Origin of the sequence: Dickeya fangzhongdai, from assembly GCF_002812485.1 — a bacterium.
Classification (GTDB): Bacteria; Pseudomonadota; Gammaproteobacteria; order Enterobacterales; family Enterobacteriaceae; genus Dickeya; species Dickeya fangzhongdai.
Genome location: NZ_CP025003.1, coordinates 2,799,554 through 2,826,275 on the forward strand (window position 1 = coordinate 2,799,554; position 26,722 = coordinate 2,826,275).

General features: G+C 56.9%; 22 protein-coding genes and 3 pseudogenes. 14 read left to right on the forward strand and 11 right to left on the reverse strand.

All coding sequences use genetic code 11. The annotated features are described in order from the left end of the window. Positions 1 to 15: 15 nt before the first annotated feature. The 6 genes and pseudogenes from CVE23_RS12485 to CVE23_RS23260 all read left to right on the forward strand — a co-directional run. Entirely contained in the window at positions 16 to 894 is an 879-nt protein-coding gene (locus CVE23_RS12485) for a LysR family transcriptional regulator (protein WP_161130305.1), read from the forward strand. A 165-nt stretch (positions 895 to 1,059) separates the two neighbouring features. Beyond that, positions 1,060 to 1,539 carry a (R)-mandelonitrile lyase gene (locus CVE23_RS12490; RefSeq protein ID WP_100849658.1) on the forward strand — a complete coding sequence of 160 codons (480 nt, stop codon included), beginning with the start codon at positions 1,060 to 1,062 and terminating at the stop codon, positions 1,537 to 1,539. After that, positions 1,517 to 2,281: a carboxymuconolactone decarboxylase family protein gene (locus tag CVE23_RS12495; protein ID WP_100849659.1), complete on the forward strand. Its 765-nt coding sequence runs from the start codon at positions 1,517 to 1,519 to the stop codon at positions 2,279 to 2,281. The genes CVE23_RS12490 and CVE23_RS12495 overlap by 23 nt, the downstream gene beginning before the upstream one ends. A 59-nt stretch (positions 2,282 to 2,340) precedes the next feature. Next, positions 2,341 to 2,602: pseudogene (locus CVE23_RS12500) on the forward strand (hypothetical protein); the annotation flags it as partial. A gap of 80 nt (positions 2,603 to 2,682) precedes the next feature. Further along, positions 2,683 to 3,534 carry an aldo/keto reductase gene (locus CVE23_RS12505; RefSeq protein WP_049854094.1) on the forward strand — a complete coding sequence of 284 codons (852 nt, stop codon included), beginning with the start codon at positions 2,683 to 2,685 and terminating at the stop codon, positions 3,532 to 3,534. A 25-nt stretch (positions 3,535 to 3,559) separates the two neighbouring features. Beyond that, positions 3,560 to 3,667, forward strand: a pseudogene (locus tag CVE23_RS23260) (aldo/keto reductase); the annotation flags it as partial. Here CVE23_RS23260 and CVE23_RS12510 read toward each other — a convergent pair. Then, positions 3,648 to 4,541, reverse strand: a complete 894-nt coding sequence (locus CVE23_RS12510; RefSeq protein WP_100849660.1) for a LysR family transcriptional regulator — start codon at positions 4,539 to 4,541, stop codon at positions 3,648 to 3,650. The pseudogene CVE23_RS23260 and the gene CVE23_RS12510 sit on opposite strands and share 20 nt — an antisense overlap. Positions 4,542 to 4,688: 147 nt before the next feature. Between CVE23_RS12510 and CVE23_RS12515 the strand changes: the two are divergent. Next, a pseudogene (locus CVE23_RS12515) lies at positions 4,689 to 4,962 on the forward strand (NAD(P)H-binding protein); the annotation flags it as partial. Between the two features lie 274 nt (positions 4,963 to 5,236). Beyond that, entirely contained in the window at positions 5,237 to 5,551 is a 315-nt protein-coding gene (locus CVE23_RS12520) for a PTS sugar transporter subunit IIB (protein WP_038919290.1), read from the forward strand. A gap of 299 nt (positions 5,552 to 5,850) precedes the next feature. Here the strand turns inward: CVE23_RS12520 and yiaY are convergent, their stop codons facing one another. Further along, positions 5,851 to 6,999 (reverse strand): L-threonine dehydrogenase, encoded by a 1,149-nt coding sequence (gene yiaY / locus CVE23_RS12525; protein ID WP_038919291.1) that lies wholly within the window; start codon positions 6,997 to 6,999, stop codon positions 5,851 to 5,853. Positions 7,000 to 7,385: 386 nt separating this feature from the next. Here yiaY and CVE23_RS12530 point away from each other — a divergent pair, with 386 nt between their 5' ends. Further along, the gene (locus CVE23_RS12530; protein WP_225622584.1) at positions 7,386 to 7,841 is read left to right on the forward strand and encodes an NUDIX hydrolase; all 456 of its coding nucleotides are present in this window, start codon (positions 7,386 to 7,388) and stop codon (positions 7,839 to 7,841) included. Between the two features lie 72 nt (positions 7,842 to 7,913). Here CVE23_RS12530 and narI read toward each other — a convergent pair whose 3' ends face one another. From narI to CVE23_RS12555, 5 genes are all read right to left on the reverse strand, one after another. Further along, entirely contained in the window at positions 7,914 to 8,591 is a 678-nt protein-coding gene (gene narI, locus CVE23_RS12535; protein WP_038658056.1) for a respiratory nitrate reductase subunit gamma, read from the reverse strand. Beyond that, positions 8,591 to 9,310, reverse strand: coding sequence for a nitrate reductase molybdenum cofactor assembly chaperone (gene narJ / locus CVE23_RS12540; protein ID WP_038919292.1), 720 nt, complete (start codon positions 9,308 to 9,310; stop codon positions 8,591 to 8,593). The genes narI and narJ overlap by 1 nt, the downstream gene beginning before the upstream one ends. After that, a complete protein-coding gene (gene narH, locus CVE23_RS12545) occupies positions 9,307 to 10,869 on the reverse strand; it encodes a nitrate reductase subunit beta (RefSeq protein ID WP_038658052.1) in 1,563 nt (520 codons plus the stop codon). The genes narJ and narH overlap by 4 nt, the downstream gene beginning before the upstream one ends. Then, complete coding sequence (locus CVE23_RS12550; RefSeq protein ID WP_100849662.1) at positions 10,869 to 14,657, reverse strand: nitrate reductase subunit alpha; 3,789 nt, start codon at positions 14,655 to 14,657, stop codon at positions 10,869 to 10,871. Before CVE23_RS12550 ends, narH begins: the two co-directional genes overlap by 1 nt. Before the next feature lie 647 nt (positions 14,658 to 15,304). Then, positions 15,305 to 16,696: a NarK family nitrate/nitrite MFS transporter gene (locus CVE23_RS12555; protein ID WP_100849663.1), complete on the reverse strand. Its 1,392-nt coding sequence runs from the start codon at positions 16,694 to 16,696 to the stop codon at positions 15,305 to 15,307. Between the two features lie 418 nt (positions 16,697 to 17,114). Here CVE23_RS12555 and narX point away from each other — a divergent pair, with 418 nt between their 5' ends. The 4 genes from narX to CVE23_RS12575 all read left to right on the forward strand — a co-directional run bounded on the left by narX (position 17,115) and on the right by CVE23_RS12575 (position 22,379). Then, positions 17,115 to 18,926: a nitrate/nitrite two-component system sensor histidine kinase NarX gene (narX, locus tag CVE23_RS12560; protein ID WP_049854098.1), complete on the forward strand. Its 1,812-nt coding sequence runs from the start codon at positions 17,115 to 17,117 to the stop codon at positions 18,924 to 18,926. Next, entirely contained in the window at positions 18,919 to 19,566 is a 648-nt protein-coding gene (gene narL / locus CVE23_RS12565) for a two-component system response regulator NarL (RefSeq protein ID WP_038658044.1), read from the forward strand. Before narX ends, narL begins: the two co-directional genes overlap by 8 nt. Before the next feature lie 259 nt (positions 19,567 to 19,825). After that, positions 19,826 to 21,094, forward strand: a complete 1,269-nt coding sequence (locus tag CVE23_RS12570) for an acyltransferase family protein (RefSeq protein ID WP_049854099.1) — start codon at positions 19,826 to 19,828, stop codon at positions 21,092 to 21,094. A gap of 229 nt (positions 21,095 to 21,323) precedes the next feature. Further along, a complete protein-coding gene (locus CVE23_RS12575; protein ID WP_038919297.1) occupies positions 21,324 to 22,379 on the forward strand; it encodes a DUF481 domain-containing protein in 1,056 nt (351 codons plus the stop codon). 214 nt (positions 22,380 to 22,593) lie between these two features. Here CVE23_RS12575 and CVE23_RS12580 read toward each other — a convergent pair whose 3' ends face one another. The 4 genes from CVE23_RS12580 to CVE23_RS12595 form a co-directional block, all read right to left on the reverse strand. Further along, positions 22,594 to 23,376: an SDR family NAD(P)-dependent oxidoreductase gene (locus CVE23_RS12580; protein ID WP_049854100.1), complete on the reverse strand. Its 783-nt coding sequence runs from the start codon at positions 23,374 to 23,376 to the stop codon at positions 22,594 to 22,596. A gap of 103 nt (positions 23,377 to 23,479) precedes the next feature. Next, positions 23,480 to 23,671, reverse strand: coding sequence for a hypothetical protein (locus CVE23_RS12585; protein WP_167389551.1), 192 nt, complete (start codon positions 23,669 to 23,671; stop codon positions 23,480 to 23,482). Between the two features lie 11 nt (positions 23,672 to 23,682). Next, positions 23,683 to 24,531, reverse strand: coding sequence for an SDR family NAD(P)-dependent oxidoreductase (locus tag CVE23_RS12590; protein ID WP_100849665.1), 849 nt, complete (start codon positions 24,529 to 24,531; stop codon positions 23,683 to 23,685). Positions 24,532 to 24,556: 25 nt separating this feature from the next. After that, on the reverse strand, positions 24,557 to 25,690 hold the full coding sequence (locus CVE23_RS12595) for a metallophosphoesterase (protein ID WP_100849666.1): 1,134 nt from the start codon (positions 25,688 to 25,690) through the stop codon (positions 24,557 to 24,559). A gap of 114 nt (positions 25,691 to 25,804) precedes the next feature. Here CVE23_RS12595 and CVE23_RS12600 point away from each other — a divergent pair, with 114 nt between their 5' ends. Next, positions 25,805 to 26,719, forward strand: a complete 915-nt coding sequence (locus CVE23_RS12600) for a LysR family transcriptional regulator (RefSeq protein ID WP_100849667.1) — start codon at positions 25,805 to 25,807, stop codon at positions 26,717 to 26,719. The last annotated feature ends 3 nt before the right edge of the window (positions 26,720 to 26,722 follow it).

Here is a 26,722-nt window from a genome sequence, read left to right on the forward strand (position 1 = left end):
AAGCCCGCTATGCAAATTAATCTTTTTGAATCAATTAAGATTTTTATCGAAATTATCGAATCCGGCAGCCTTACCCAAGCGGCAGAAAACTTGCAGCTCCACCGTCCTGCCGTGACCAAAGCGTTGCAGCAGTTGGAGCAACACAGCGGCGTTCGTTTAATGCAGCGAACCACTCGCCGAATTTACCTGACGCCTGATGGCGAAGAATTTTATCGCCGCAGCAAACCCTTACTGGTGCAGGCGGATGACCTACTGGAGTCATTCGCCCCAGAACGCGCACTGCACGGGCAACTGCGTGTAGATATGCCAATCGCTTTCGCAACGTTACTGATCGTACCCAACCTGCCTGATTTTTACCGCGAAAACCCCGGTATCGAGATCATTCTGAGCTGTTCTGACCTCCGCCGGGATATGCTGCATGATGGCCTGGATTGTGTGCTGCGCGTGGGGGAACTGGAAGATGGAGAGTATATCGCCCGGCCGATGGGCAATATAAAAATGACGACCTGCGCAAGCCCGGCTTATCTTGCCGCTTATGGTAAGCCCGACACGCTGGAATCGCTGAAACAGCATCAGGCCGTAAACTGGATTAACAGCAGCAATCGCCGGATTATGCCGTGGATATTTCAGACCGCATCGGGAACAGAGGAAATACAACTGCCCGGCAAGCTGGTACTGGACAACACAGAAGCCTATACCGCCGCGGGTCTTGCCGGGCTGGGGCTTCTGCAGGGGATGACCTTCTTTTTACAGCCTTATCTCGACAGTGGCAGTCTGGTGGAAGTTTTACCAGACTATCCCGCTCCGGATCGCAAATTGTCGCTGCTTTATCCGCACCGTCACCTCTCACGCAAAGTACGCGTGTTTGCTGAATGGTTAGAACGGCTGCTTTAAAAGCCAGAGTTATAGCAATGGTATTTGCCACCGAGGGGCCTCCCTGGCCCTGCCAATTTCCGGCCCAACTGACAAAATTGTCAGGGGGTCGTCAGCCTGACGACATGTCACCCTGATTAGAATCATTGCAGGCTATTCCCTTCATCGACGAAAAGGAGGCTTTGTATGACCGGAAAAATACGTTACTTCGGGCTGTTACTACCCCTCTTCACTTTTTCATCCTGGGCGGTGGAGCAAAATGTCCCCGTTCATATTACCCCCGCCGGAAGTCAGAACGCGGTATATGGGCCAGCGGAGAATTTTACCGGACGCGTCTGGGTAGATCCGCTGTTCAAGCCTGATAAGGACATGCGTGTTTCGGGGGCTTACGTCACTTTTGAGCCAGGTGCTCGCTCCGCCTGGCATACGCACCCAGCAGGTCAGCGGCTTATTGTGACCTCCGGCGTAGGGCTGACGCAGCAGGAAGGCCAGCCGGTACAGATAATTCGTTCTGGTGATGTCGTGTCATGCCCCCCTGGTGTCAAACACTGGCATGGTGCAGCCTCCGGCTGCGCCATGACGCCCCTGGCGATAACCGGGATCGTGGATGGGAAAAGCGTTAACTGGATGGAGAAAGTGACTGATGAACAATACCACGCCCATTAAGGCATTCACGGTAGCAGCATTGCTGATCGTTGGTTACAGCCTCACGGCAAATGCGGCGACAGTAACGCAAGGAATCACCGCAATGAATCAGGAGCAAACCGTTGCAGATACATTGTCCGCACGCCAGCAGGCTATCCCTTTGATTGCGGCGTATATGGCAAGCAGCCAGATGGAAAAGCTTAATGCTGCGCTTAATCAGGGCCTGGACGCCGGACTCACCATAAACGAAGCCAAAGAAATTCTCGTTCAGCTCTATGCCTATACCGGCTTCCCTCGCAGCCTGAATGCGTTAAATGAACTCATGAAGGTCGTTGAAGCACGTAAACAACGCGGCATCAGCGATGTTGAGGGTAAAGAACCTGTCAACCCTGTTCCCGTCGGCGATGAACTCCGCCGTATTGGCACCGCAAACCAGACCAGAATCTCAGGCGCCCCGGTTCAGGGCCCATTGTTTGATTTCGCTCCGGTCATTAATCAGTTCCTGCAAACACATCTGTTCGGTGACATTTTTGCCCGCGATAACCTCGACTGGCAAAGCCGCGAACTGGCAACGGTCGGCGCATTAGCGGCCACACCGGGCGTTGAAGCTCAGTTGCTATCGCATACGCGTGCAAGCATGCGGGTCGGCCTGACGGCAGGACAACTGCGCCAGCTGGTACAGGCACTGCGTGAACATGGCGAAAATGATGCCGCAATACGGGCTGAACATGCGCGGCAACAGGCACTGGCTGGCGCAAAATAAAGGGGCCCTATTACTCACGGCGGTTACGGCAAAGGTGACAGCGACGTATTCTTGCCGGCCTTGCTCCGGCAGCACAAGACAGCTGTCGGGTACGCCTGGCAATGGCCCGGGAATGGCGAGACGTGGTTAACAAATCCGGAGGTGATGTGACCGTTACGCACCTGCCGGAGGGGGGGATAAAAGACATTCCACTTCCCGTTCTCCGATCTGAATAATGTTCAGATCGCTGATCTGGTTAGCCGGTTCCTGCAAGAAAAAACCTGCCGTAGTAAAAGAGCCGCAAGCAAGGCTCAAAGAGTATTAATGAACTCTACTAATTAACCCTAGCGAATTTCACCCTCTAATCGAATAAATCACCTTGCGGTATGCTTTTCATACATAACAAGCTGAAGGATAACGTCATGCAAACAGTAACACTGAACAACGGTATTAAAATGCCCCTGCTGGGCTTTGGTGTATTTCAGGTGACGGATGCCGCCGAGTGTGAGAGCGCCGTTCTTGATGCCATCGAAACAGGATATCGTCTGATTGATACCGCAGCGTCCTATCAAAATGAGACTCAGGTCGGGAACGCGCTGAAACAAAGCGGCATCGCACGTAACGAACTTTTTATTACCACTAAACTTTGGCTGCAGGATACCAATTACGCAGGTGCTAAAGCACAGTTCGAACGCTCACTGAATCGGCTGCAGCTGGATTATGTCGACCTGTACCTGATTCACCAACCCTATGGCGATGTTCATGGGGCCTGGCGCGCGATGGAAGAACTGCATCAGGCAGGAAAAATTCGCGCGATTGGCGTAAGCAACTTCCATCCCGACAGACTTGCCGATCTTATCGCCTTCAACAAAGTCGTCCCTGCCGTAAACCAGATTGAAGTAAACCCCTTTAACCAGCAACTGCATGCCGTGCCGTGGATGAAAAGCCGCGCAATTCAGCCTGAAGCCTGGGCGCCTTTTGCAGAAGGGAAAAACGGTCTGTTCCAGCATCCGGTATTAACGGCGATTGGTGAGAAGTATGGCAAAAGCGTGGGTCAGGTTGTCCTGCGTTGGATCTTCCAGCGTGGCATCGTTTCGCTGGCAAAATCTGTACGAAAAGCGCGAATGGAAGAGAATATCAACATCCTCGACTTCGAGTTAAGCTCTGACGATATGCTGCAGATTGCCGCTCTCGATACCGCAACCAGCGCATTCTTCTCGCATCGTGACCCGGCGATGGTGGAATGGCTGACCGGCCGTAAGCTCGACGTTTAAGCCACGGCAGAAGAAGCACCTCTTGATGCAAAAACGTTATCTCGGAACATCCGGGCTTGAAGTGTCGGCTCTGGGGCTGGGTTGCATGGGGCTCAGCCACGGCTACGGCCCGGTTATTCCGAGTACCGCAGCGCATCTATCATTAACGCAAAGGCTGGAGGGTGCTGTTTACGGCTGGGGTAGTAAAGATAGTATCCAGGGAAAGAGGGACACCAATCCTGCAAAATATGGATAAGTTCGCCTGATGTTATAAAAGCCTGAACCGTATCCTCTGGCACACAGGCGATACCAAACCCGGATAACGCCGCATCGATTCTTTCCGACAACAGGTTAAACGTCAGTTGCCCTTCGACTCTGACGCGCAGGGGTTTCCCCTCCCTTTCAAACTCCCAATGATACAGGCCACCGGCGGTAGGCAGGCGCATATTGATACATCGATGATTTTGTAGCTCATGCGGCGAATCAGGAACAGGGTTTGCGGCAAAATATGCCGGCGCGCCGACCAGGGCCATTCGCATATCCGGCCCAATTCTTACGGCGATCATATCCTTATCAACACTTTCGCCAAGGCGAATCCCGGCATCAAAACGTCCTTCGACAATATCGACAAAACCATTATCAACCACCATTTCGACATTGATTTCTGGATATTCCCTGAGAAAGGGTTTCAACTTCGGCCACACCAAGCTACGTGCGGCATGCTCCCCGGCTGATAAGCGGATGTTACCTGAAGCAGTACCATCCCGTTGAATCAGCGCCTCCAGTTCCTGCTCAAGATCGGCAATTCGTGGCTCAAGGCAGGCAATAATTCTCTCGCCAGCCTCTGTGGGGGCTACGCTTCTGGTGGTTCGGGTCAAAAGACGGATGTTTAAGCGCTCTTCCAGCGCTTTCATTGCATGGCTCAGCGCCGACTGCGAAACGCCAAGCTTACCGGCGGCTTTGGTAAAACTTCGCTCTCTTGCCACAACAAGAAAGATCTGCAACTCATTGAAGTTTTCTTTAAGCATCGGCCATTTCCTTATTCCTATCCCCCCTCAAAGAGAACTTATGAAGGGTGTCCATAGACGCCATCATTTTAGTCCCGCTACTGGCAATAATGATAATTGATATTCTGTCTGTATTGAAAATATGTCTGAATTAACAGACGGTTTCTCATGAAAATACTCGTTGTCGGGGCGACGGGAAGTTTTGGTCTGCATGTCGTGAAGACCGCAATGGAAATGGGCCGCCAACCCAAAGCATTAGTCAGAAATCGGCGCAAAGTAAAACAGTTTCCCCATGAGGTCGACGTTTTCTACGGTGACGTTTCAATGCTTAAGACATTGGCTGGCGTGGCGAGAATATTGATACGGTCATTTCTACACCATCGTCAGACCGGGCTGGTTCGATTACCACCATGATGATCGGCACAAGCTCGTCATGCTTCGTATTGTCCGTTTCTGGCACGAAGCCGTCTGCGGAAACGTCACTGGGCAGCTATAAGCGTGAAGCAGACTTAAGACCCAAATAGCGAATTGCTTATACAAGAGCTGCTACTCGAAAAGGTGTGAATGCTCAGTGGCGGTTCAACTATACGGCAGGTTCGTCTTCCCGGGGTGGTACAGTCAACTCAGCTATTGATTTGTCATGCAAATAAGAGGTAGCGCTCATTTTATTACCTTAGCGAGTCATATTCTGTGAATAGCTCTCAGGAGGAAATACCATGAAAAAGCTTCTGATATGTTGTTTGTTCGGGAATACAGCAAACTCTCTCGCCAAAAAGATGCAGTTAGTGGCAGAAAGGAAGGGCTACCATCTGATCATTAGTGCTGTGGGTCTGGATAATTTCGCCAGCGTAGCTTCCGTTTTCGACGGTTTTCTCATTGCGCCGCACATTCAGTACAAACTCACAGAGATTAGAGAGATTGTCGGAGACTCTCGTTCAATTGCGATTATTGAAAGTCTACTCTATGCATCACTCGACGCGGAGAAAGTTTTAAAGTTCGTGATGGAGCAGATGCCTGAACTAGCAGCCTGACACTGACGGCCGCACCTTTTGTGCGGCCTCCTCTCTTATGCATGGAGTTTGTGCATAGCACTATGGTCTGTTCCCATTAATTAATAAACCGTGATGTGCGTAATGTCCGCTACCGGCATTTAACTGACCAGCAGAAATAATTACACCAAAAATAATGCCAAATTGAAATTAATTACAAGCCAGTAAAATACACCCGATTAATAAAACAGCCCATCATCCTGACTATAGACAGGAGACAGTTATAAAAAAGCCCCCGGCCATGAAAGTCCGGGGGCTCGTCGATAATATTCAGATGACAGTTAGAACGCGGCGGCAAAAATCTCGACGATTTCCGCGTGGGTCGCCTGTTTCGGGTTGGTCAACCCGCAGGCGTCTTTCAGCGCGTTGTCCGCCAGAATGTTGAAGTCTTCTTCTTTCACGCCCAGATCTTTCAATCCGGCCGGGATACCGACATCGCGCGCCATCTGGCTGATCGCCGCGATCGCCGCGTCAGCAGCCTGTTGATCGCTCAGCCCGGCAACGTCGACGCCCAGCGCGACCGCAACGTCTTTCAGACGCCCTGCGGCGACGGTGGCGTTGTAACGCTCTACGTGCGGCAGCAGCACCGCATTGCACACCCCGTGCGGCAGGTTATAGAAGCCGCCCAACTGGTGCGCCATCGCATGCACATACCCCAACGATGCATTGTTGAACGCCATGCCGGCCATAAACTGGGCGTAAGCCATCTGTTCACGCGCCACCATGTTTTTACCGTCTTTGACCGCATCACGCAGATGGTCGCGGATCAGTTCAATCGCTTTGATCGCCACCGCATCGGTAATCGGGTTAGCGGCGGTCGACACATAAGCTTCGATGGCGTGGGTCAAGGCGTCCATCCCGGTAGCAGCGGTCAGCGATGCCGGCATTCCGACCATCAGGACCGGGTCGTTGACGGACATCACCGGAGTCACGTTTTTATCCACGATCGCCATTTTCACATGACGCACTTCATCGGTAATGATGCAGAAGCGGGTCATTTCAGACGCGGTGCCCGCCGTGGTGTTGATGCCGATCAGCGGCAACTGCGGTTTGGCGGAAACATCCACGCCTTCGTAGTCGGCGATTTCGCCGCCGTTGGTCGCCAGCAGAGCGATACCTTTAGCGCAGTCGTGGGAAGAACCGCCGCCCAACGACACCACGCAATCGCTGTGGTTTGCTTTAAGAATTTTCAGGCCCGCATCCACGTTGGCAACGGTCGGGTTCGGCTGCACGCCATCATAAATGGCGCTATCGATCTGGTATTTTTTCAGCAATTGCTGCACGGAGGCTGCGACGCCGATTTTGTTCAGCACGCCGTCAGTCACGATCAAGGCATGTTTGAAACCCTGCAACTGAATCTGCCTGGCCGCTTCCTCTAACGCACCCTCACCCATCAGGTTTAAAGCCGGAATATAAAATGCGCTGCTCATAGATCACCATCCATTTATTACAGAGTCTTAACTTACAGCCATCCTAGCATTGACATTTATCGGTAAAATTGACCAAAAACAAATTTCATCCACTCTTCGCTAAAATGCTGAACCGTTTTTTCTGAGGAATATCATGTATGAATGAAAAAACTGCGCCGCACAAATAAACAATTATTTTACTTCCAGGTTGCGCATAGAACCGGCGTAACGGGGCGGGTGGTATTTTCATCGTAAACAAGCGGGTCAATCTGCCGTTATTACATAGATTACGGCCTGAAAAGGTGCTACATCGGCGTATCGCGCCAGACCAAACCGTATCAGTATTAGTGCACAAAGACAGGCTGTCGTATCATGACTACTCGGGGCTTTTAATGTCGACAATACCCATGACGAATGAGATCACATTTAAGGTGATCGGCGATATCAGCACGGCCAGCGCCTGTAGCGCGGCGCTGGTTGTACTCGTCGATCCGTACGGAAAAATCCTGCTGCAATTGCGGGATTCGGATAAAGACATACCCTACCCCGGTTACTGGTCGCTGTTCGGCGGCGGACTTGAAGCTGAAGAGACGCCCGCCCAGGCGGCGGTGCGTGAATTAAATGAAGAGATCGGCATCACCCTTGACGACCGGGAGTTAACGCCGCTGATCGTCACGCTGTCGGATGACAGCAAAAACGCCCGGATTTATATCTTCTCGCTGACAACGGCGCTGACGCCGGGCGATATCGTGCTGCAGGAAGGTTCCGGGTTTGCGTTCTTCACCCGCGAGCAAATCGCGCATCTGCCGGTTGTGCCCTATGTCATGCGCGCCCTGAACCTGCTCTGGCGCGATACGCACTGATTCTCTCTTCCCCAAATGACAACGCGATACGCCGGAGCGTATCGCGTTCACCATGCCGAATGACAGACGGCGTTAGCGCCGGTTTCTGACCAGTTGGTAACGACGGGTCAGATACTCAACCGGCGCGCTCCAGATATGCACCAGCCGGCAGAACGGGAACAGCAGGAACAGCGTCATTCCCAGCACCAGATGCAGGCGGAAAATCAGCGCTACGCCATCCAGATGCGCCGAGGCGCCGCCGCGAAACGTCACCACCGCCTGCGCCCAGTTCACCAGTTTCATCATCTCGCTGCCGTCCATGTGTTGCGCGGAAAACGGAATGGTCAGCAGCCCCAACGCCGCCTGAATCACCAGCAGCGACAGGATCAAAATATCGCCGGTGGTTGAGGTAGCGCGCACCCGCGGATTCGTCAGCCGACGCTTCAGCAACAGCACGCCGCCCACCAGCGTCAGCACGCCGCAGGTTCCGCCGCCGATCATCGCCATCTTCTGTTTTATCTCCAGCGGCAAAAACGACTCGTACATCCAGTGCGGCGTCATCATGCCCAGAAAATGACCGCCCAACACGCCCAGAATGCCGAGATGGAACAGGTTCGACGCCAGCCGCATGCCTTTCTTATCCAGCATCTGGCTGGAGCCGGCGCGCCAGCTGTACTGACCGTAGTCGTAGCGCAACCAACTGCCGATCAGAAAAACCGCGCCGGCGATGTAGGGGTAGATATCAAACAAAAACAGATTGAGATAATGCATCAGCAGTCTCCTTTGGCGCGTGATGCGTCAAGGTTCAGGTAGTGCGGCGCCACCGCGTCGACGAAACGACGCTGGTGACCAGTCTGTTGCGCCGGGGCGCAGCCCGCATCGGCCAGAAAGCGGACCTGCTCCTCTTCCCACACGGCATCCAGCGCCTGCGGCGTGTCGTCGCGCGCCTCTTCCGCCACTTTCGCCGCTACGGATTCACGCGAGGGCTCGATCGCCGCCAGCGCCAACAGCAGATCCGGCAGCAGGGCATACTCGCTGTCGCGCTGGCGTAACCGCTCCGCCAACAGCGTCAGGATCGGCGCAATATCGCGCAGCCCATCGCGCACGGTCTGCGGATCGCGCAACGTCAGGTACTCCAGATAGAGCGGCAGGAAATCCGGCAGTTCGCGGCAATCCAGTTCCAGCCCGACCTCACGGTACTGCGCCAGCAAATCCACCATCGCCTGACCGCGGTCGCGCGACTCGCCATGCACATGTTCGAACAGCAGCAGCGACAACGCGCGACCGCGGTCAAACAGTTCGCTGTAGCGCGCCTGCCGGTCGAGCAGGTCGCCCTGATAAAAGTCGGCGATGAACTGCAGCAGTTGCGCGCTTTGGCGCAGCGGCAGTTCGTCGGCCTGTTCCAGCGCCTCCAGCATGGCCTGACGCTGCTGCCACAGTTCCGCATCCGGATACTCCAGCAGTCGGGCGATAACGCGAAGACTGATCATGACTTGTTCTCCTGCATCCGCCGGTTGCTCATGGTCTGGGTTTTGCTGGTAACGTCGATAGCGTCGATACGTCGGCTGTTGAACAGGTTGAACGACGAGTCGCTGCCGTGGCAGCCATCGCCAAAGCTGAAGCCGCAGCCGCGGGTTTCCGGAAACGCGTCCCGCGCCAGTTCCCGATGGCTGGACGGCACCACAAAGCGATCCTCATAGTTGGCGATCGCCAGATAGCGGTACATTTCCTCGGCCTGCGCCTGCGTCAGCCCCACCTGCTCCAGCGCGCTGACATCGGTGACCTGTTCCACCGTCTGCGCCCGCTTGTAATGGCGCATCGCCAGCATACGCCGCAGCGCGCGCAGTACCGGGCGGGTATCGCCCGCGGTCAGCAGATTCGCCAGATACTGCACCGGGATACGCAGGCTTTCCACATCCGGCAGTACGCCGCTGTGCGCCAGATTGCCCGCATCGGCGGCGGACTGGATCGGCGACAACGGCGGCACGTACCACACCATCGGCAGCGTGCGGTATTCCGGGTGCAGCGGTAGCGCCAGTTGCCATTCCACCGCCAGCTTGTACACCGGCGACTGCTGCGCCGCGTCAATCACGCTGAGCGGAATGCCGTCGCGCTGCGCCTGCGCGATCACTTCGGGGTCATGCGGGTCGAGGAAAATATCCAGTTGGCGACCGTACAGATCGGTTTCGCTTTCTACCGATGCCGCCTGCTCGATACGATCGGCATCGTACAGCAGCACCCCCAGATAGCGGATACGCCCGACGCAGGTTTCCGAGCACAGCGTCGGCATGCCGGATTCGATGCGCGGATAGCAGAAAATGCATTTTTCCGACTTGCCGCTCTTCCAGTTGAAATAGATTTTCTTGTACGGGCAGCCGGTCAGGCACATGCGCCAGCCGCGGCATTTATCCTGGTCGATCAGCACAATGCCGTCTTCCGCCCGTTTGTAGATGGCGCCGCTCGGACAGGTAGCGACACAGGCCGGGTTCAGGCAGTGCTCGCACAGTCTCGGCAGGTACATCATGAAAGTGTTCTCGAACTGCCCGTACATGGCTTTCTGCATGTCGTCGAAGTTCTTGTCCTGCGAACGTTTGCTGAACTCGCCGCCCAGATCGTCTTCCCAGTTCGGGCCGTTTTCGATCTTCTCCATGCGCTGGCCGGTTACCAGCGAACGCGGGCGCGCCACCGGCTGGTGCCGGCTTTCACCGGCGCGTTGCAGATGGGCGTAGTCGTAGTCGAACGGCTCGTAATAATCGTCCAGCGTCGGGACGTCCGGGTTGGCGAAAATCTTCGACAGCACCCCGACGCGATTGCCCATGCGCGGCTCAAGCCGCCCGTTGATTTTACGAATCCAGCCGCCTTTCCATTTTTCCTGATCTTCCCAGGCGTGCGGATAACCGGTGCCGGGTTTGGTTTCCACGTTATTGAACCAGGCGTACTCCATCCCTTCGCGGCTGGTCCAGACGTTCTTGCAGGTCACCGAACAGGTATGGCAGCCAATGCATTTATCCAGATTCAGCACCATGCCGACTTGTGAACGAATTTTCATCAGGCTTTCTCCTGCAGATGAGGTTGCACATGGGAAGACAGGTCGTCATGGCTGTCCTCATCCAGCCAGTCGATACGGTTCATCTTGCGGACCACCACGAATTCATCGCGGTTGGAACCGACGGTGCCATAGTAGTTAAAGCCATACGCCAGTTGAGCGTAGCCGCCGATCATGTGGGTCGGTTTCGGGCAAACGCGCGTGACCGAGTTATGAATGCCGCCGCGCTGGCCGGTGACTTCCGAGCCGGGCAGGTTCACCAGCCGCTCCTGAGCGTGGTACATCATGGTCATGCCGGACGGAATACGCTGACTCACCACCGCACGGGCGGTCAGCGCGCCGTTGGCGTTAAACACTTCCACCCAGTCGTTGTCGGCGATGGTCAGCTCGCGGGCATCATCCTCGCTCAGCCAGACAATTGGCCCGCCGCGCCCCAGCGTCAGCATCAACAGGTTTTCGCTGTAGGTGGAGTGAATCCCCCACTTCTGATGCGGCGTCAGGAAGTTGAGCGCCTTTTCCGGGTTACCGTTGGGCTTTTTATTCAGCAACGGCTGCGCCGCGCGGGTATCTACCGGCGGGCGATACACCAGCAGGCTTTCGCCGAAGGCGCGCATCCACTCGTGATCCTGATACAGTTGCTGGCGACCGGAAATCGTGCGCCACGGAATCAGTTCATGCACGTTGGTGTAACAGGCGTTGTAAGACACATGCTCGTCTTCCAGACCGGACCAGGTCGGGCTGGAAATGATTTTGCGCGGCTGCGCCTGAATATCCCGGAAGCGGATTTTTTCTTCCTCTTTCGGGTGCGCCAGATGGGTGTGATCGCGCCCGGTAACCTTGCTCAGCGCCGCCCAGGCTTTTACCGCCACCTGGCCGTTGGTTTCCGGCGCCAGCGACAGAATCACCTCGGCGGCGTCTATCGCCGTGTCGATTCTCGGGCGGCCGGCGGCCGGGCCGTCTTCCTGCACCCGGTTCAGACGCTTGAGGAAATCGACTTCATTCTGGGTATTCCAGCTGATGCCTTTACCGCCGTTGCCCAGCTTATCCAGCAACGGACCGAGCGAGGTAAAGCGGGTATACAGGTTCGGGTAGTCGCGCTCTACCGTCATGATGTGCGGCGCGGTTTTGCCCGGAATCAGGTCGCATTCGCCTTTTTTCCAGTCTTGCACCCCCAGCGGCTGCGCCATTTCGGCCGCCGAATCATGCTGGATCGGCAGCGTCACTACATCGGTTTCCACCCCCAGATGCCCCTGACAGACGCGAGAGAAGGTTTTCGCCAGCCCTTTATAGATTTCCCAGTCGGTTTTCGACTCCCAGGCCGGGTCAACCGCCGCCGACAGCGGGTGGATGAACGGATGCATGTCCGAGGTGTTCATGTCGTCCTTTTCATACCAGGTGGCGGTCGGCAACACGATGTCGGAATAGAGACAGGTGCTGGACATGCGGAAATCGAGCGTTACCACCAGATCCAGCTTGCCTTCGCCGCCCTGCTCGCGCCATTCCACCTCTTCCGGCGTCACGCCGCCCTGCTGGCCCAAATCCTGCCCCTGAATACCGTGTTCGGTGCCCAGCAGGTACTTGAGCATGTACTCATGCCCCTTACCGGATGAACCCAGCAAGTTGGAACGCCAGATAAACAGGTTGCGCGGGAAGTTTTGCGGGTTATCCGGCTGCTCGGCGGCAAAACGCAGGCGGCCGGCTTTCAGTTCCGCTACGGTGTAATCCTGCGGCGACATGCCGGCGGCCGCGGCCTGCCCGGCGATACGCAGCGGGTTTGCGCCCAGCTGCGGCGCCGACGGCAACCAGCCCATGCGCTCGGCGCGCACGTTGAAATCGATCAGGCTGCCGCTGAAACGGGAGCGGTCCGCCAGCGGCGACAGCAGCTCCTGCGGCGCGATGGTTTCGTAACGCCACTGGCTGGAGTGGTTATAGAAGAACGAGGTGCTGTTCATATGACGCGGCGGGCGCTGCCAGTCCAGACCGAATGCCAGCGGCAGCCAGCCGGTTTGCGGACGCAGTTTCTCCTGACCGACATAATGCGCCCAGCCGCCGCCGCTCTGCCCGACGCAGCCGCAGAAGATCAGCATATTGATCAGCCCGCGGTAGTTCATGTCGAGGTGATACCAGTGGTTCATACCCGCGCCGACGATAATCATCGAACGGCCGTGGGTTTTGTCGGCGTTATCGGCGAACTCACGGGCGATGCGGATAATGTTCTGGCGCGACACGCCGGTGATCTGCTCCGCCCATGCCGGGGTGTAGGCTTTTACCTGATCATAATCCGTTACCTGATCATCGCCGGTCGCGCACTGCGCGTCGTCCAGACCGCGATCCACGCCGTAGTTGGCGAGCGTCAGGTCATAAACGCTGGTGACCAGCGCCTGCTGACCATCAGCCAGCGTCAGGCGTTTGACCGGCAGTTGATGCAGCAGCACCTCGTCCAGCGCAACGCTGGCGAAGTTTTCACTGGATGCGCCGCCAAAATAGGGGAAACCGACGGACACCACGTCGTCGTGCTTGCCCAACAGGCTCAGTTGCAGATTGACATCACGCTGGGCGCTGCCTTCGCGCTGTTCCAGATTCCATTTGCCCTGCTCACCCCAGCGATAACCGATGGAGCCCTGCGGCGCGACCAGTTCGCCGGTGGGTTCGTCAATGGCGACGGTTTTCCACTCCGGGTTGTTCTCCTGCCCCAGGTTGCCCACCAGATCGGCGGCGCGCAGCAAACGCCCGGCGGCGTAGCTACCATCCGCACGCGCCTCCAGCAGCACCAGCATCGGCATGTCGGTATAGCGGCGCACGTAATCGGTGAAGTACTGGCGCGGCTGTTTGAGATGAAATTCGTTGAGGATCACGTGACCCATCGCCAGCGCCAGCGCGCTGTCGGTGCCCTGTTTCGGATTCAGCCACTGATCGCACAGCTTGGCGATTTCCGCATAATCCGGGGTGATGGCAACGGTTTTGGTGCCTTTATAGCGAACTTCCGCAAAAAAGTGTGCATCGGGGGTACGGGTCTGCGGTACGTTGGAACCCCAGGCGATGATGTACGATGCGTTATACCAGTCGGCCGATTCCGGCACGTCGGTCTGTTCGCCCCAGGTTTGCGGCGAGGCCGGCGGCAGGTCGCAATACCAGTCGTAAAAACTCAGGCATACCCCGCCCAGCAGCGACAGGTAACGGGCGCCGGCAGCGTAGGACACCATCGACATCGCCGGGATCGGCGAAAAGCCAATCACCCGGTCCGGGCCGAAGGTTTTGGCGGTATACACGTTGGCGGCGGCGATCAGTTCATTCACCTCCTGCCAGTCGGCGCGCACAAAACCGCCGCGCCCGCGCACCTGCTTATATTCCCGCGTTTTGCCCGCGTCGCCGACGATTGACGCCCAGGCGTCCACCGGGTCGGCATGATGCTGACGCGCCTCACGCCACAGCTTCATCAGGCGTTTGCGCACCATCGGGTATTTCAGCCGGTTAGCGCTGTAGAGATACCAGGAATAGCTGGCGCCGCGCGGGCAGCCGCGCGGCTCATGATTCGGCAGGTCCGGCCGGGTGCGGGGGTAATCGGTTTGCTGTGTCTCCCAGGTGACCAGCCCGTTTTTAACGTAAATCTTCCAGCTGCATGAACCGGTACAGTTGACGCCATGCGTCGAACGCACCACCTTGTCATGTTGCCAGCGGCTGCGATAGCCGTCCTCCCAGTCACGATTGGTATTCAGCGTCTGGCCGTGATCGCCGGAAAACGGCTCGGCCACCTGTTTGAAATAACGTAACCGGTCAAGAAATTTGCTCATCCGGACTCTCCTGCTGCGGAACCTGACGGTTCCTGTCGTTATGAAGTACACGTGGGTTTTGCTCACTGAGGCGTAGGGTAGCCAGCCGGATAAGTGCCAGAATTGACAGCGATCAAGCCAGCCCGGGCCGGTTTACGCGGGGAACAGCGGAGATACCACCAAAGGATTACGCGAAAAAAACAACCCAATAGACTGATAATTAATGGAATTTATTGATTTGCAATGATCAGGGGAGAGGATACTCACCCCCGGTGACTATTTGGAGGTAGTAGGTCGTATCAGGCGACCAAAACCGGTTTTTCACCCCGACGCTTTAGCCTGAATGAGCGCAGCCATAAGTGGGTGGTAAATGTAAGCCGGTCAATTCTGCGGCAGAGTAAGGCCGTAGCAGGTGTAAACGCCGCTACAGATGGCAGGAAGATTTAAGATCGGTAATCGGGCACAAAAGCAGCCCAAGAACGAGCATGTAGGATTATGGCGTGGATGGGTGGATGGGTGGATGGGATGAAAGCGTGCGGAAACGCTACCGCGTTGAGGTTTCACGGCCTCAACGCGGTAGGATTGTTCATCGAACAATTATTCAACGATCAAAAGCATTGTTTGCCGATAAATAGCATTGCTCGGCGATAAATAGCATTGTTCGGCGATCAGGCGCGGGCTTTACGTCCGTAACACAGCCAGGTGATAACCACGCAGGCCACGTAAAACACCACGAAGATCTTCATGGCGCCGGCGGGCGAGCCGGTCAACGCCAGCGAGGTGCCGAACGCTTTCGGGATAAAAAAGCCGCCGATAGCGCCGATGGCGGAAATAAATCCCAGCGCCGCGGCGGTATCGGTCACCGCGCTGCGCTGCGCTTCATCTTCGCCGCCGCCTGCTGCGGTCACCCTCGCCACTGTCAGCCCGCGGAAAATCACCGCGATCATCTGGAAGGTCGACCCGCTTCCCAGCCCGGCCGTTAAAAACAACAGCATGAAGATACCGAAGAACAGCAGGAAGGAACCGGGATGATTGTCACCCGGCAACGCGGTGAACAACAGCACGGACAGGATCGCCATCAGCACGAAATTGATCAGCGTCACCCGCACGCCGCCGAAGCGGTCCGACAGCATGCCGCCCACCGGACGCGCCAGCGCCCCCAACAACGGACCGCAAAAGGCGTAATGCAGGATAATCACATCCGGGAACTGGGTTTTCGACAGCATGGCGAAACCGGCGGAAAAACCGATAAAAGAGCCGAACGCCGACAGATACAGTACGCTGAGGATCCACAAGTGCGCCCGTTTGAGCACCGGCAACTGCTGGCGGAGCGACGCTTTGGCGGTGGACAGATCGTTCATGCCGAACCAGGCCGCCGCCGACGCGATAAGCAGCAGCGGCACCCACACCCAGGGCGCATTCTGCAACCAGACCTGACCGCCGTCCGGCTGCGCCACGCCATTGCCGGTAAAACTCAGCACCGGCAGAAAAATCACCACCGGCACCAGTAACTGCATCACGCTAACGCCCAGATTACCAAAGCCGCCATTCAGGCCCAGCGCGCTGCCCTGCTGCGCCTTGGGAAAAAAGAAGCTGATGTTAGCCATGCTGGAGGCAAAATTGGCGCCGGCGAACCCGCACAGCAACGAGATAATGATGAATACGCCGTAGGGCGTCTGCGGATCCTGCACCACGAACCCCAGCCACACGCACGGGATGATAAGAATCAGCGTACTGAAGGTGGTCCAGCGGCGCCCGCCCGCCAGTGGAATAATGAACGAATACGGCACCCGCAGCAGCGCGCCGGATACCGACGGCAAGGCGGTCAGCATAAACAGCTGGTCGGTGGTGAAATGGAACCCAACCTTGTTCAGGTTGACGGCCACGGTGCTGAACAACATCCAGACACAGAAAGCCAGCAACAGACAAGGAATTGAAATCCACAGGTTGCGCTGGGCGATACCGCGCCCCTGTGTTTGCCAGAACTGAACGTCTTCCGGGCGCCATTCCCGGATAACAGTCTGCCGTGAAGCGCCTGGCGTAATGGTTGACTGCGTCATAAAAAGCCTCGGTCAGTAAAAATGCCTATAACACTACGCGCCACATTAGAAGGTATGACCGGGGCAAAGTTGATATACATCAACAGGTTGTTGGGTAAAAAAATGCGTCTCTTTTGCGCCCCCTCCCAAATAGGTAAGCGATAATGACAAGTTAATGTCATAGTTTCATACTGTTATAGTCATTTATTTTGTCACTGTACTCACCGCCTCCCCCTTGTGGAAATTGGGAGGTACCTCTTTAGGGGTATAGGGTTACCCCTGAAAATAAGAAAAAATGACCTTGTGATGCGTGAGGCTGTTCTCACGGCAGGCAGCAGGGTTCGGTTTTTTGTCGATCTCCATCAACGCGTAACACCATACCCGCAGTACAGTTTTATCACACAAACGCGTTTCCACTTTCGTCACAGGCGGTTTCCCGATGTTCAGACGCTTTCGGCTTCCACTCTCGCTGGTCAATCAGGTGGCGTTGCTGATGTTGCTGCAGGGTCTGTTGGGGATTGCGGGCATGGCGGTTTCCAGTTGGATGTCGCAAAGCATTCAGGGCAATGCGCACGCCATCAATACCGCCGGCTCTCTGCGCATGCAGAGCTACCGGCTGCTGTCGATGGTGCCGCTCGACGCCGGCGGCGAGCGCTATTTGCAGGAGCTGGAGCAGGATGAAAACGACGACGACCTGCGTCAGGCGGTGGTGCGCGAGGGGCTGAGCGACCAATTCAGCACCCTGCGCCATTACTGGGCGGAGCAGCTTAAACCGCGCCTGCGCCAGGCCGAACGCCCGACAGACGCCGCCGCCGCGGTGGCCGATTTTGTCCACCATCTGGATACGCTGGTGCTGGCCATCGACCAGAAAACCGAGGCGCACCTGCGGCTGGTGACGCTGGTGCAGCGCGTTTTTATCGGCATCATGCTGTCGCTATTGCTGATCACCTTTTTCTATTTGCGCCACCGCTTGCTGGCCCCCTGGCGTAAGTTGGTGTCGATGGCGCAGGCCATCGGTCAGGGCGAATTCCATCAGCGGGTGACGCTGCGCGGTCAGGATGAAATGAGCACGCTGGCGCAGGCGCTGAACAATATGTCGGATGAGCTGTCGGCGATGTACCGCGATCTGGAACGGCGGGTGGCGGAAAAGACCGCTGACCTGCAACAGAAGAACGACACGCTGGCGTTTCTCTATCGCGCCAGCCGCCGGCTGCATACCAGCGCGCCGCTCTGCAGCCGACTGCTGCCGGTGCTGGACGAGCTGAGCGCGCTGATGCCGCTGTCCGATATCCGCTTACAGCTCTATGAAGACAATCATCAGGCGCATGTGACGCCCTCCAGCCTGACGCACATTCCCGACCCCGACGCCTGCCCGGACAGTCACTGCCAACGCTGCGATCGCCTTGCCCCGCCCCGCATGGCGACCGAAGGCAAACCGGTAAGCTGGGATCTGCACGACAAACTCGGCCATTACGGCGTGGTGCTGGCGCGGCTGCCCGACCACCAGCAACTGACGCCCGACCAACACCAGTTGTTCAATACCCTGCTGGAGCAACTGACCAGCACGCTGGCGCTGGAGCGGCAGTCCAGCCATCAGCAGCAGCTGATGCTGATGGAAGAACGCGCCACCATCGCCCGCGAATTACATGATTCCATCGCCCAGTCGCTCTCCTGTCTGAAGATTCAGATCAGTTGCCTGCAAATGCAGCACACCGCGCTGACGCCGGAGATACAACAGCAACTGGACGCGATGCGCGATGAAACCAATACCGCCTACCGTCAGTTACGCGAGTTGCTGACCACCTTCCGGCTCAAACTGTCGGAGTCCGGTCTGCTGGCGGCGTTGCGGGCCACGGCGGACGAATTCAGCCAGCGCCTCGGCTACGATATCGCGCTGGACTACCAGCTGCCGCTACAGGCGGTTTCCGCTCATCAGGGCATTCATCTGCTGCAGATCGTGCGTGAGGCATTGAGCAATATTTACAAACATGCTCAGGCTACAGCCGTCGGCATCACCCTGCGTCAGCAGCAGCGGTATATTGAGCTGCGCGTGCGCGATAACGGCATCGGCATCAGCGATGACATCGGCCGCGCGAATCATTACGGTTTGATCATCATGCGCGACCGCGCCCGAAGCCTGCACGGCGACTGTACTATTCAACGTCTTGCGTCCGGCGGCACAGAAGTCTGCGTCAGCTTTCTGGCAGACTACCGCCAGCCCCCCGTATTACCAGGAGAACACCATGACTAACGACGCCGCCACCGTGCTGCTAATTGACGACCATCCGATGCTGCGCAACGGCGTCAAGCAGTTGCTTAGCATGGCGCCCGACCTGCGCGTAGTCGGCGAAGCCAGCCACGGCGAGCAGGGCGTTACGCTGGCGGAACAGCTGGATCCGGATCTGATTCTGCTGGACCTGAACATGCCCGGCATGAATGGGCTGGAAACGCTGGCCCGGTTGCGGGAAACGCCACTGTCCGGGCGTATCGTGGTGTTCACCGTTTCCAACCACGAAGAAGATGTCATCAGCGCATTTAAAAACGGCGCCGACGGTTATCTGCTCAAAGACATGGAGCCGGAAGACCTGCTGGTGGCGCTGCATCAGGCCGCCGCCGGCAAAATGGTGCTCAGCGATGCCCTGACGCCGGTTCTGGCGGCCAGCCTGCGGGAAACGCGCAGCAGCGACACGCGGGATATCCAGCAACTGACCCCGCGGGAAAAGGATATCCTGAAGCTGATCGCCCAGGGCCTGCCCAACAAGGTCATCGCCCGCAAGCTAACGATCACCGAAAGCACGGTGAAAGTACACGTCAAACATCTGCTGAAAAAAATGAAATTGCGCTCCCGGGTAGAAGCCGCTGTCTGGGTGGTACAGGAGAAGATTTTTTAACCGCTGGCGGCCGGACGCCGCCAGCCGAAATAACGCCAGCGATGTCGCCCTTACCTTTTAATGTCAGAAATTACAGTAAAATACCCTCGCCTACACTTCTATACATTTGTTTGCACTGGGGGTGATAAAGTAACACCTGATCATGGTTTTTAGTACTTTATCGCCATTTTCCTAGATATTTCCCCATATTCCTTTCCTAGACTCACCTTGTTCGGCGTTTCATTGCGCTTTCGCCAGGCTTAACCGGAGGAAAAAGAGAATGAAAGTCAGAGAACGATTTATTGGACTGGAATGGCTCCGGTTTCTACTTGGATGTTATGTCATGGTCTACCACACCGTACATATCTATCCACAGCGCGAAAAGATCCTCTTTATGAACGAACTGACCAGTATGGGGTTCTTCGCCACCAGTACTTTTTTTGTGTTATCCGGCTTTCTGCTGACGCACGTTTATCTGCGTGACGGCCAGTTGCGGGAACCGGCCCGACACTTTTTGGCCAAACGGTTCTTTAACCTTTACCCGATCCATATCATCGGGCTGGTGTCATCCATCGTGGTGGTCAGCCTGATGCACTGGCTGGCGATTCCGCCGGAAGGCCAGGTCGCCAGCGCCCGCTTCGTCATTTACGACAGCAACGACCCCAGCGTCGCGCCGGAGACATTGCGTCATTACATGGACAATGCTCAACTGGCTTTTAACGGCTTGCTGCAATTACTGATGCTGCAGGCGTGGAACCCTTATTTTCTGACGTTCAACGCGCCGTTGTGGTCGGTTTCGACGCTGTTCTTCTTTTATCTACTGTTCCCGCTGCTGGCGCCGCGGCTTTTAGGCAGCCGTTACCCGCGCCTGTGGCTGATCGCGATGTTTGTGCTGTACCTGCTGCCGCCGATATGGGTTGTCTGGCATCAATTATATGGCGCGCCTTACACCGGTCTGCTGCAACGCAGCCCCCTGCTGCGTCTGCCGGAATTTCTGGCCGGGGTGCTGGGCTACGCCATTTTCCGTCAATACCGCGACGGCACGCTGCCGGCGCTGAGCCGTATGCAGCGTAAAGCGCTGGGCGTCTTTATCAGCCTGAGTTTTATCGTCGCCACCTGGCTGTTTACCCATGGCGACCGCTACTGGTATTTCCTGTTGCACAACGGTCTGTTGTTACCGGCGCAGGTGGCGCTGGTGTGCCTGTGCGCTCACTTCCGCGAGCCGGACAGCGACACGCTGAAAATCTGGGCCACCCGCCTCGGTGCGGCATCGCTGTCGATCTTCGCCCTGCATGTACCGCTGTTCAATCTGTTCCGCACGCTGGAACAGCTGTTGCGCGGCGACCCGTTGCAGTGCTTCACCGACTGGACGGCCTGTATCGACGCAGCCGGACGAGTCGAACTGTCCATGACCGGTTATGGCGTGTTCCTGCTGACCACTGTCGCACTGTGCGTGGTGTTTCAGGAACAGGTGGTCATCCGCATGAAACAGGCCTTGACCGAACGTTTCCTGGGCCGCCGTTTCCAACCCTCCCGCAGCGCAGCCTGATGATAACGGCTATATCGGTGATGTGATCGTCATCACCGTTATAGCCGTAAATCATTAATCGCACGGTTTATAACAATTTCCATTCTAATTATGGGACACTTATACCTAGAGGCGCAGCGCGATTCCTGTTAATGTTTGCCTCGCCGGAAAAAACCGGTACATCGATGCATCGGCAGACCGTCTGAACGGCGTCTTTCACTTTTAGTCACCCACTGTTTTATCTGACATCATGACACATTCCAAACACGCACTTTCGTCGCTGAGTCTGTTTATCGCCCTCAGCGCCGCAGGCATTTCCACCAGCCATGCGGACACCGTCTGGTTAACCAACGGTGACAAGATCAGCGGCCAGATTACGCTGCTGGACAGCGGTAAATTATTCATCAAAACCGACTATGCCGACACCGTGTCGGTCACCTGGGACAAAGTCAAAACCTTCCAGACCGACCACGGGATGGTAATTCAGGGACAACGCTACGAAAAAGGCGTGCTCTACCCGTCCATCAAGGCATCCGACAGTTCACGCGCCATCGTTGCCCAGCCGGCAAGCGTAGATGGCCAGCAGGTCAGCGCCGGTCAGGAAACCCTGCCACTGTCTGACATCAACTCAATGGTGGTGCCGCGCCGCTGGGTGGAAGATTTCTCCTGGAAAGGCAACGTTGATGTCAGCCTGGCCCACAAGAAAAGCTCCACCGAAACCGACAACCGCGATGTCACATTGAACACCCGCCTGCGTCACGGCACCTGGCGTCACAATCTGGATGCCAGCTACCACATGACCAAAGAAGACAATGTGGAGAGCACCAAAAACGCCGCTGGCGAATACGCGCTGGATAAATTCATCGACGAGCACTGGTTCTGGCAGGGCCGTTATGAATACAAACGCGACTGGGTGGAAAACATCAAGATCAACCGCTCCGTCGGTACCGGTCCGGGTTACCAGTTCTGGGATAACGATCTGGGTTCCTTCTCCGTCACCACGCTGGTGAACTCCCAGACCTTTACTTATCAGAACAACAGCGAAGACAATTTCTACTCCGGCGGCCTGAAGTGGAACTATGATCGTTTCCTGTTCAGCAAGCGCACCGAATTGTTCACCGATGGCGAAGTGGGTCGCTCGTTTGACAGCACCACCCCGCTCTACTTCAAAGCTGGCGCCGGTCTGCGCCTCAAGGTTACCGACTGGTCATCCGTCAGCATGAAGGTATCCCGCAACCGTACCGAAAGCGTTCAGGGCAACGTCAACGATACCCTGTACTCGCTGGGTCTGGGCGTCGGCTGGTAATTTCCGGCCCGGTTCCTGCGATTGCCGCAGGAACCGTTTCCCTGACTCACCCGGTGTTCCGCCCTGAGAGCGCGGTCTTGCTTGTGCCACCCTTCCTGAATCCCCGATATCCCGCCATGTAGTGATGTGCTGTTTTACGAAGATTGTAGCGCTGTCTCGTCAGTGGCGATGCGGCCATCAGCATGAACCTCCAGGTTCAACCGTGCTCACGTGCTCAACGTTTCGGGCGCGCCATCTTAGCGTGCCGCCGAGCCTTTTCCTCTTCCGACAGACACTTGTGCTCGCGACCCGCTTCTTGGGTGGCTTCATCACCACCGATCAAACTGGTTTCTCCGCGCATAAGGGCGTCATAACCTTGCCGCGCCACCAGGGCCGGATCGTTCTTCCAACTGTTGTCGCCGAAACCGGTATTGCCCATGCCGGCACGGGCGTGGAAGTTGGTCGCCGTCGCGCCCGGATGAAGGATCGTCACCTGTACACCAGTGCCCGACAGCTCCTCGCGGATGCTATGTCCGAACGATGACAGGAATGCCTTGGATGGGCCGTATACGCTCTCGTAGGGCGTGGGCGTGGTGGCAGACAGGGAACTGACCAACAGGAGTTTGCCGCCACCGTTTGCCACCATGCCTGGGATCACCGCATGGGCCAGCCGCACTGGTGAGATGACGTTCAAGGCGATGAGCTGCAGATGCCGATCCAGGGGGATGTCGATGAACGCTCCGCCAATGGCGATACCGGCATTGAGGACTGCGATCCCCAAAGGCCGCCCCGTAGATGCCAGAGCGTCGAGAACAGCGGCATTGCCGGCTTCGGTGGATAAATCGGATTGAACCGGGAGCACCTCGACGCCAAACTTGCGCAGCTCCTCTGCCGCCTGGAGGACGCGTTTTTCTCGCCCCGTGATGATGAGGTCGTTACCGTCCTTTGCCAGAAGGCGTGCGATCTCCAGCCCAATTCCGGCTGAGCCGCCGGTGACGAGTGCAAATGGCTTGGTCATTGTCTTTCTCCAGCTTGAAATTCCTGATTGATTGAGGATGTGCCAGACGATGTGTTGCACTTACCTCTGCGCGAGTGCAACGCATCATCCGAACACAACGTATCTACATAGACTTGATGCCCATGACATAGCGATAACGGGTGCGCTTGAGCGAGTACACAGTGGCCGCATCGCACATCACTGAGCCCACCTCGTAGTCCTTCGGGATTCGAATGACAACATCCTTGTTGACGGCGGCGCAGGTGGAGTATCTACCGTTGGTGGTCAGGCGCGCGACGTTCACATCCAGGTTCATAGTTCGAGCCGTCATGCGCCCTTCATGAACTCGGCGAACTTCTCGCGCCAGTCGGGATGCCAGCGCGACAACGCTGGCCGGTTCTGGATCATGTCATCAGCCGACCACTGCATCCGACGCTGATCCATTTCACGGGTAACGTCGTTGTCCTGGCAGAATATGTAGAAGTCACCGGCACTCAGGCTCTCGAACATCCGATCCACGACCTGATCGGCGCTCCAGGTCCCCGTCGGCTGGGGGGCATCCGCCGACACGTCGGGGAAGTTCATCGGGGTGAACGTCCAGCCCGGAATCAGCAGGTGTGCCGTCACGCGATCTTGCACACGCTCACACAGCTCATGCGCGAGTTGTTCCGTCAGAACACGCACGGCTGCCTTGGACACGCTGTAGGCCGCATTGCCCGGTGGCGTGGTGATGCCCTCCTTGGAACCCAGATTGACGATGGCACTGGCCGAAGCCTGCTCGATCAGGGTGGGCACGAAACGCTGCTGTAATGCCAAGATAGCCCAGAAGTTGATATCCATGACCCGGTGCCATTGCTCGGCGTCCTCCCAGGGACCAGCGCCTTTGATGATCGCGGCGTTGTTGACCAACAGCGCGATCTCGCCGAGCGCGACCGCTTCCTGATACAACTGCTCGACGGTGGCGTGGTCGGTCACGTCCCCGACCACGCCACGTTGGATCAGCGTCGGGAAAGCCGCCTGCAGGCGGTCAGTCGCTGCCATCAGGGCCGTTGCATTCCTGTCCAGCAGCACAAGCTGCATACCTTCCTGGGCGAGTCTATGGGCGATGGCGTAACCAATGCCCATTGCACCGCCTGTAATGACTGCGACGCCGTTTCTACGAATTGCTGGATGCATCGTTGTTCTCTCCCAAAATGAAGTGTTAACGATCAGGCGACCTGAGTGTGATTTCCGAGATCTCGGCGGGTACGCCGAGACGGATCGGGAATCCATTCCAGAGCCCCGTGCCATTGCTGACATACAGGTGCATGTCACCAACGGAGTAGTAGCCAGAGGCGAAGCCATCATTGAGCGGCGCGACCACCAGGGCATCGAAGCCCCGAATCATTCCGCCGTGGGTGTGTCCCGCCAGTTGAAGATCGATGCCGGACTGCGCATGCATCGCGATGTCCACCGGGCGGTGGGTCAGCAATACCGTTGCAGCTTCATGAGGCACGTCTTGCAAGGCATGCGCAGCATCGGGGCCAGGCTGCCCGTGTTCAAGGGCAGCCTGGTCAGCCAAACCCACCACGACAAGCCCGACGCCATCCACCGAGATGCGCAGATGCTCATTAACCAGCACGCGCATACCCAATTGTTCGAACACGTCTGTCCACTGGTCGGCGTTGAAATAGTACTCGTGGTTGCCCAGGATCGTAACGATGCCATGTTTGGCGCGTAGATCCCCCAGCGGTTTTACATCGTCGCGCCGGGCCGATATTGTGCCGTCGATCAAGTCGCCGGTGACGACAATCAGATCGGGATTCAGGGCGTTGGTGCGCTCGACCACCTGCCGTGCCCACGGGCCGTTCAGCAGTCGGCTGATGTGCAGGTCGGTAAGCTGCACCAGGCGAAAGCCATCCAAGGTCGGGGGCAGATCGTGCAATGTCAGCTCGACGCGTCGTACATCCGACACTTGCATGGCCTGATGCACACCGATAACTGAGAGAACAATAGCCGCGATTCCCACGGTATAGCGGGCCCGTGTGCGGAACGGCTCATCAACAGCCCTACCGCGCCGCACCAGCCAGGCCACTCCCAGCAGCACGTCGAATATTGCCGTGAGGGAAAATAACAGTACGAAGACGCAGAACAACCCACCAAACAGCACCACCAATGCACGCGGCATCTCCGGGGAAAACATCGTCCCGAAGACCCATTGCTGGATCAGATGGTACTTGGACGTCAGCAGCAGCACGGCGGCCAGCAACACACGGCATCTCGTGCACCAGGGGAGCGGGAACACGAAGCGGCACACCACATAGAGGTAGAGGACAAACAGGACAAAGTGAAACACGGGCTAAGAACCGCCTTATTGTTGAGATTTTTTGTATAATAAACCTATAAAATCCATAAACAATTGAGTTATATTCAATGATTTGTGAAATTGAATTCATCGATAGGTTTTGCCATGAGTGTTCGCCCCACCGCGCGCTTGTCGAGAGCCGACCTGGCCGACCTGAACTCTTTCCTGGTCGTCCACCGCTTGCGCAGCTTCACCCAGGCCGCTGTCGAACTGGGTATCACCACCTCGGCACTGAGCCATGCCATGCGCAACCTGGAAGCCCGGCTGGGCGTGCGCCTACTCAACCGCACCAGTCGCACGGTGTCGCCAACCGAGGCGGGCGACAACTTGGCGAAACGGCTGGAAATCGGCTTCCTTGAAATTGGCGGGGCTTTGGCGGACGTGAATCGCCATCGCGACCGGCCAGTAGGCAGGCTGCGGCTGAACGCGCTGCAAGACGGTGCCCGACTCTTGCTGGTCACGCACCTGCCGAAGTTCCTGCATAGCTATCCCGACGTCGAAGTCGAGGTCGCGGTAGATGACCATATGGTCGATATCGTGGCCGCAGGCTTCGATGCCGGCATCCGTTTCGGCGGTACGGTGCCGGAAGACTGCGTTGCGGTCAGGATCGGCCCGCCGCTCAAGTGGGTCGCAGTAGCGTCACCGCGCTACCTTCATCGCAGCGCACCGCTGCTCGTCCCCGAAGACCTGAAGGTGCACAACTGCATCCAGATCCGTACCGGCCAAGGAGTCATCTACCGATGGGACTTCGAGAAGGATGGCGAACACCGAGCCATTGACGTGCCGGGCCAGCTCTGCGTGAACGAAACGACATTGGGTATCGACATTGCGGTTGCCAGCGGAGGGATCATGTACTGCCTGGAAGATCGTGTCCGCGAACACTTGCGGCGCGGCGAATTGCAGGTGGTGCTGCCGGATTGGTCACCGGTAGAACCGGCATTCCACATCTACTATCCCGGCCACCGTCAGGTTCCGCCGGGCCTGCGGGAGTTGATCGAGATCCTGCGTCAGGACGGGTGACCT

What these genes read in the sequence shown, in the direction of transcription:
- CVE23_RS12490 (WP_100849658.1), top strand. Translation starts at nt 1,060, where the DNA reads ATGACCGGAAAAATACGTTACTTCGGGCTGTTACTACCCCTCTTCACT.
- CVE23_RS12495 (WP_100849659.1), top strand. Translation starts at nt 1,517, where the DNA reads ATGAACAATACCACGCCCATTAAGGCATTCACGGTAGCAGCATTGCTG.
- CVE23_RS12505 (WP_049854094.1), top strand. Translation starts at nt 2,683, where the DNA reads ATGCAAACAGTAACACTGAACAACGGTATTAAAATGCCCCTGCTGGGC.
- CVE23_RS12510 (WP_100849660.1), bottom strand. Translation starts at nt 4,541, where the DNA reads ATGCTTAAAGAAAACTTCAATGAGTTGCAGATCTTTCTTGTTGTGGCA.
- CVE23_RS12520 (WP_038919290.1), top strand. Translation starts at nt 5,237, where the DNA reads ATGAAAAAGCTTCTGATATGTTGTTTGTTCGGGAATACAGCAAACTCT.
- yiaY (WP_038919291.1), bottom strand. Translation starts at nt 6,999, where the DNA reads ATGAGCAGCGCATTTTATATTCCGGCTTTAAACCTGATGGGTGAGGGT.
- CVE23_RS12530 (WP_225622584.1), top strand. Translation starts at nt 7,386, where the DNA reads ATGACGAATGAGATCACATTTAAGGTGATCGGCGATATCAGCACGGCC.
- narI (WP_038658056.1), bottom strand. Translation starts at nt 8,591, where the DNA reads ATGCATTATCTCAATCTGTTTTTGTTTGATATCTACCCCTACATCGCC.
- narJ (WP_038919292.1), bottom strand. Translation starts at nt 9,310, where the DNA reads ATGATCAGTCTTCGCGTTATCGCCCGACTGCTGGAGTATCCGGATGCG.
- narH (WP_038658052.1), bottom strand. Translation starts at nt 10,869, where the DNA reads ATGAAAATTCGTTCACAAGTCGGCATGGTGCTGAATCTGGATAAATGC.
- CVE23_RS12550 (WP_100849662.1), bottom strand. Translation starts at nt 14,657, where the DNA reads ATGAGCAAATTTCTTGACCGGTTACGTTATTTCAAACAGGTGGCCGAG.
- CVE23_RS12555 (WP_100849663.1), bottom strand. Translation starts at nt 16,696, where the DNA reads ATGACGCAGTCAACCATTACGCCAGGCGCTTCACGGCAGACTGTTATC.
- narX (WP_049854098.1), top strand. Translation starts at nt 17,115, where the DNA reads ATGTTCAGACGCTTTCGGCTTCCACTCTCGCTGGTCAATCAGGTGGCG.
- narL (WP_038658044.1), top strand. Translation starts at nt 18,919, where the DNA reads ATGACTAACGACGCCGCCACCGTGCTGCTAATTGACGACCATCCGATG.
- CVE23_RS12570 (WP_049854099.1), top strand. Translation starts at nt 19,826, where the DNA reads ATGAAAGTCAGAGAACGATTTATTGGACTGGAATGGCTCCGGTTTCTA.
- CVE23_RS12575 (WP_038919297.1), top strand. Translation starts at nt 21,324, where the DNA reads ATGACACATTCCAAACACGCACTTTCGTCGCTGAGTCTGTTTATCGCC.
- CVE23_RS12580 (WP_049854100.1), bottom strand. Translation starts at nt 23,376, where the DNA reads ATGACCAAGCCATTTGCACTCGTCACCGGCGGCTCAGCCGGAATTGGG.
- CVE23_RS12585 (WP_167389551.1), bottom strand. Translation starts at nt 23,671, where the DNA reads ATGAACCTGGATGTGAACGTCGCGCGCCTGACCACCAACGGTAGATAC.
- CVE23_RS12590 (WP_100849665.1), bottom strand. Translation starts at nt 24,531, where the DNA reads ATGCATCCAGCAATTCGTAGAAACGGCGTCGCAGTCATTACAGGCGGT.
- CVE23_RS12600 (WP_100849667.1), top strand. Translation starts at nt 25,805, where the DNA reads ATGAGTGTTCGCCCCACCGCGCGCTTGTCGAGAGCCGACCTGGCCGAC.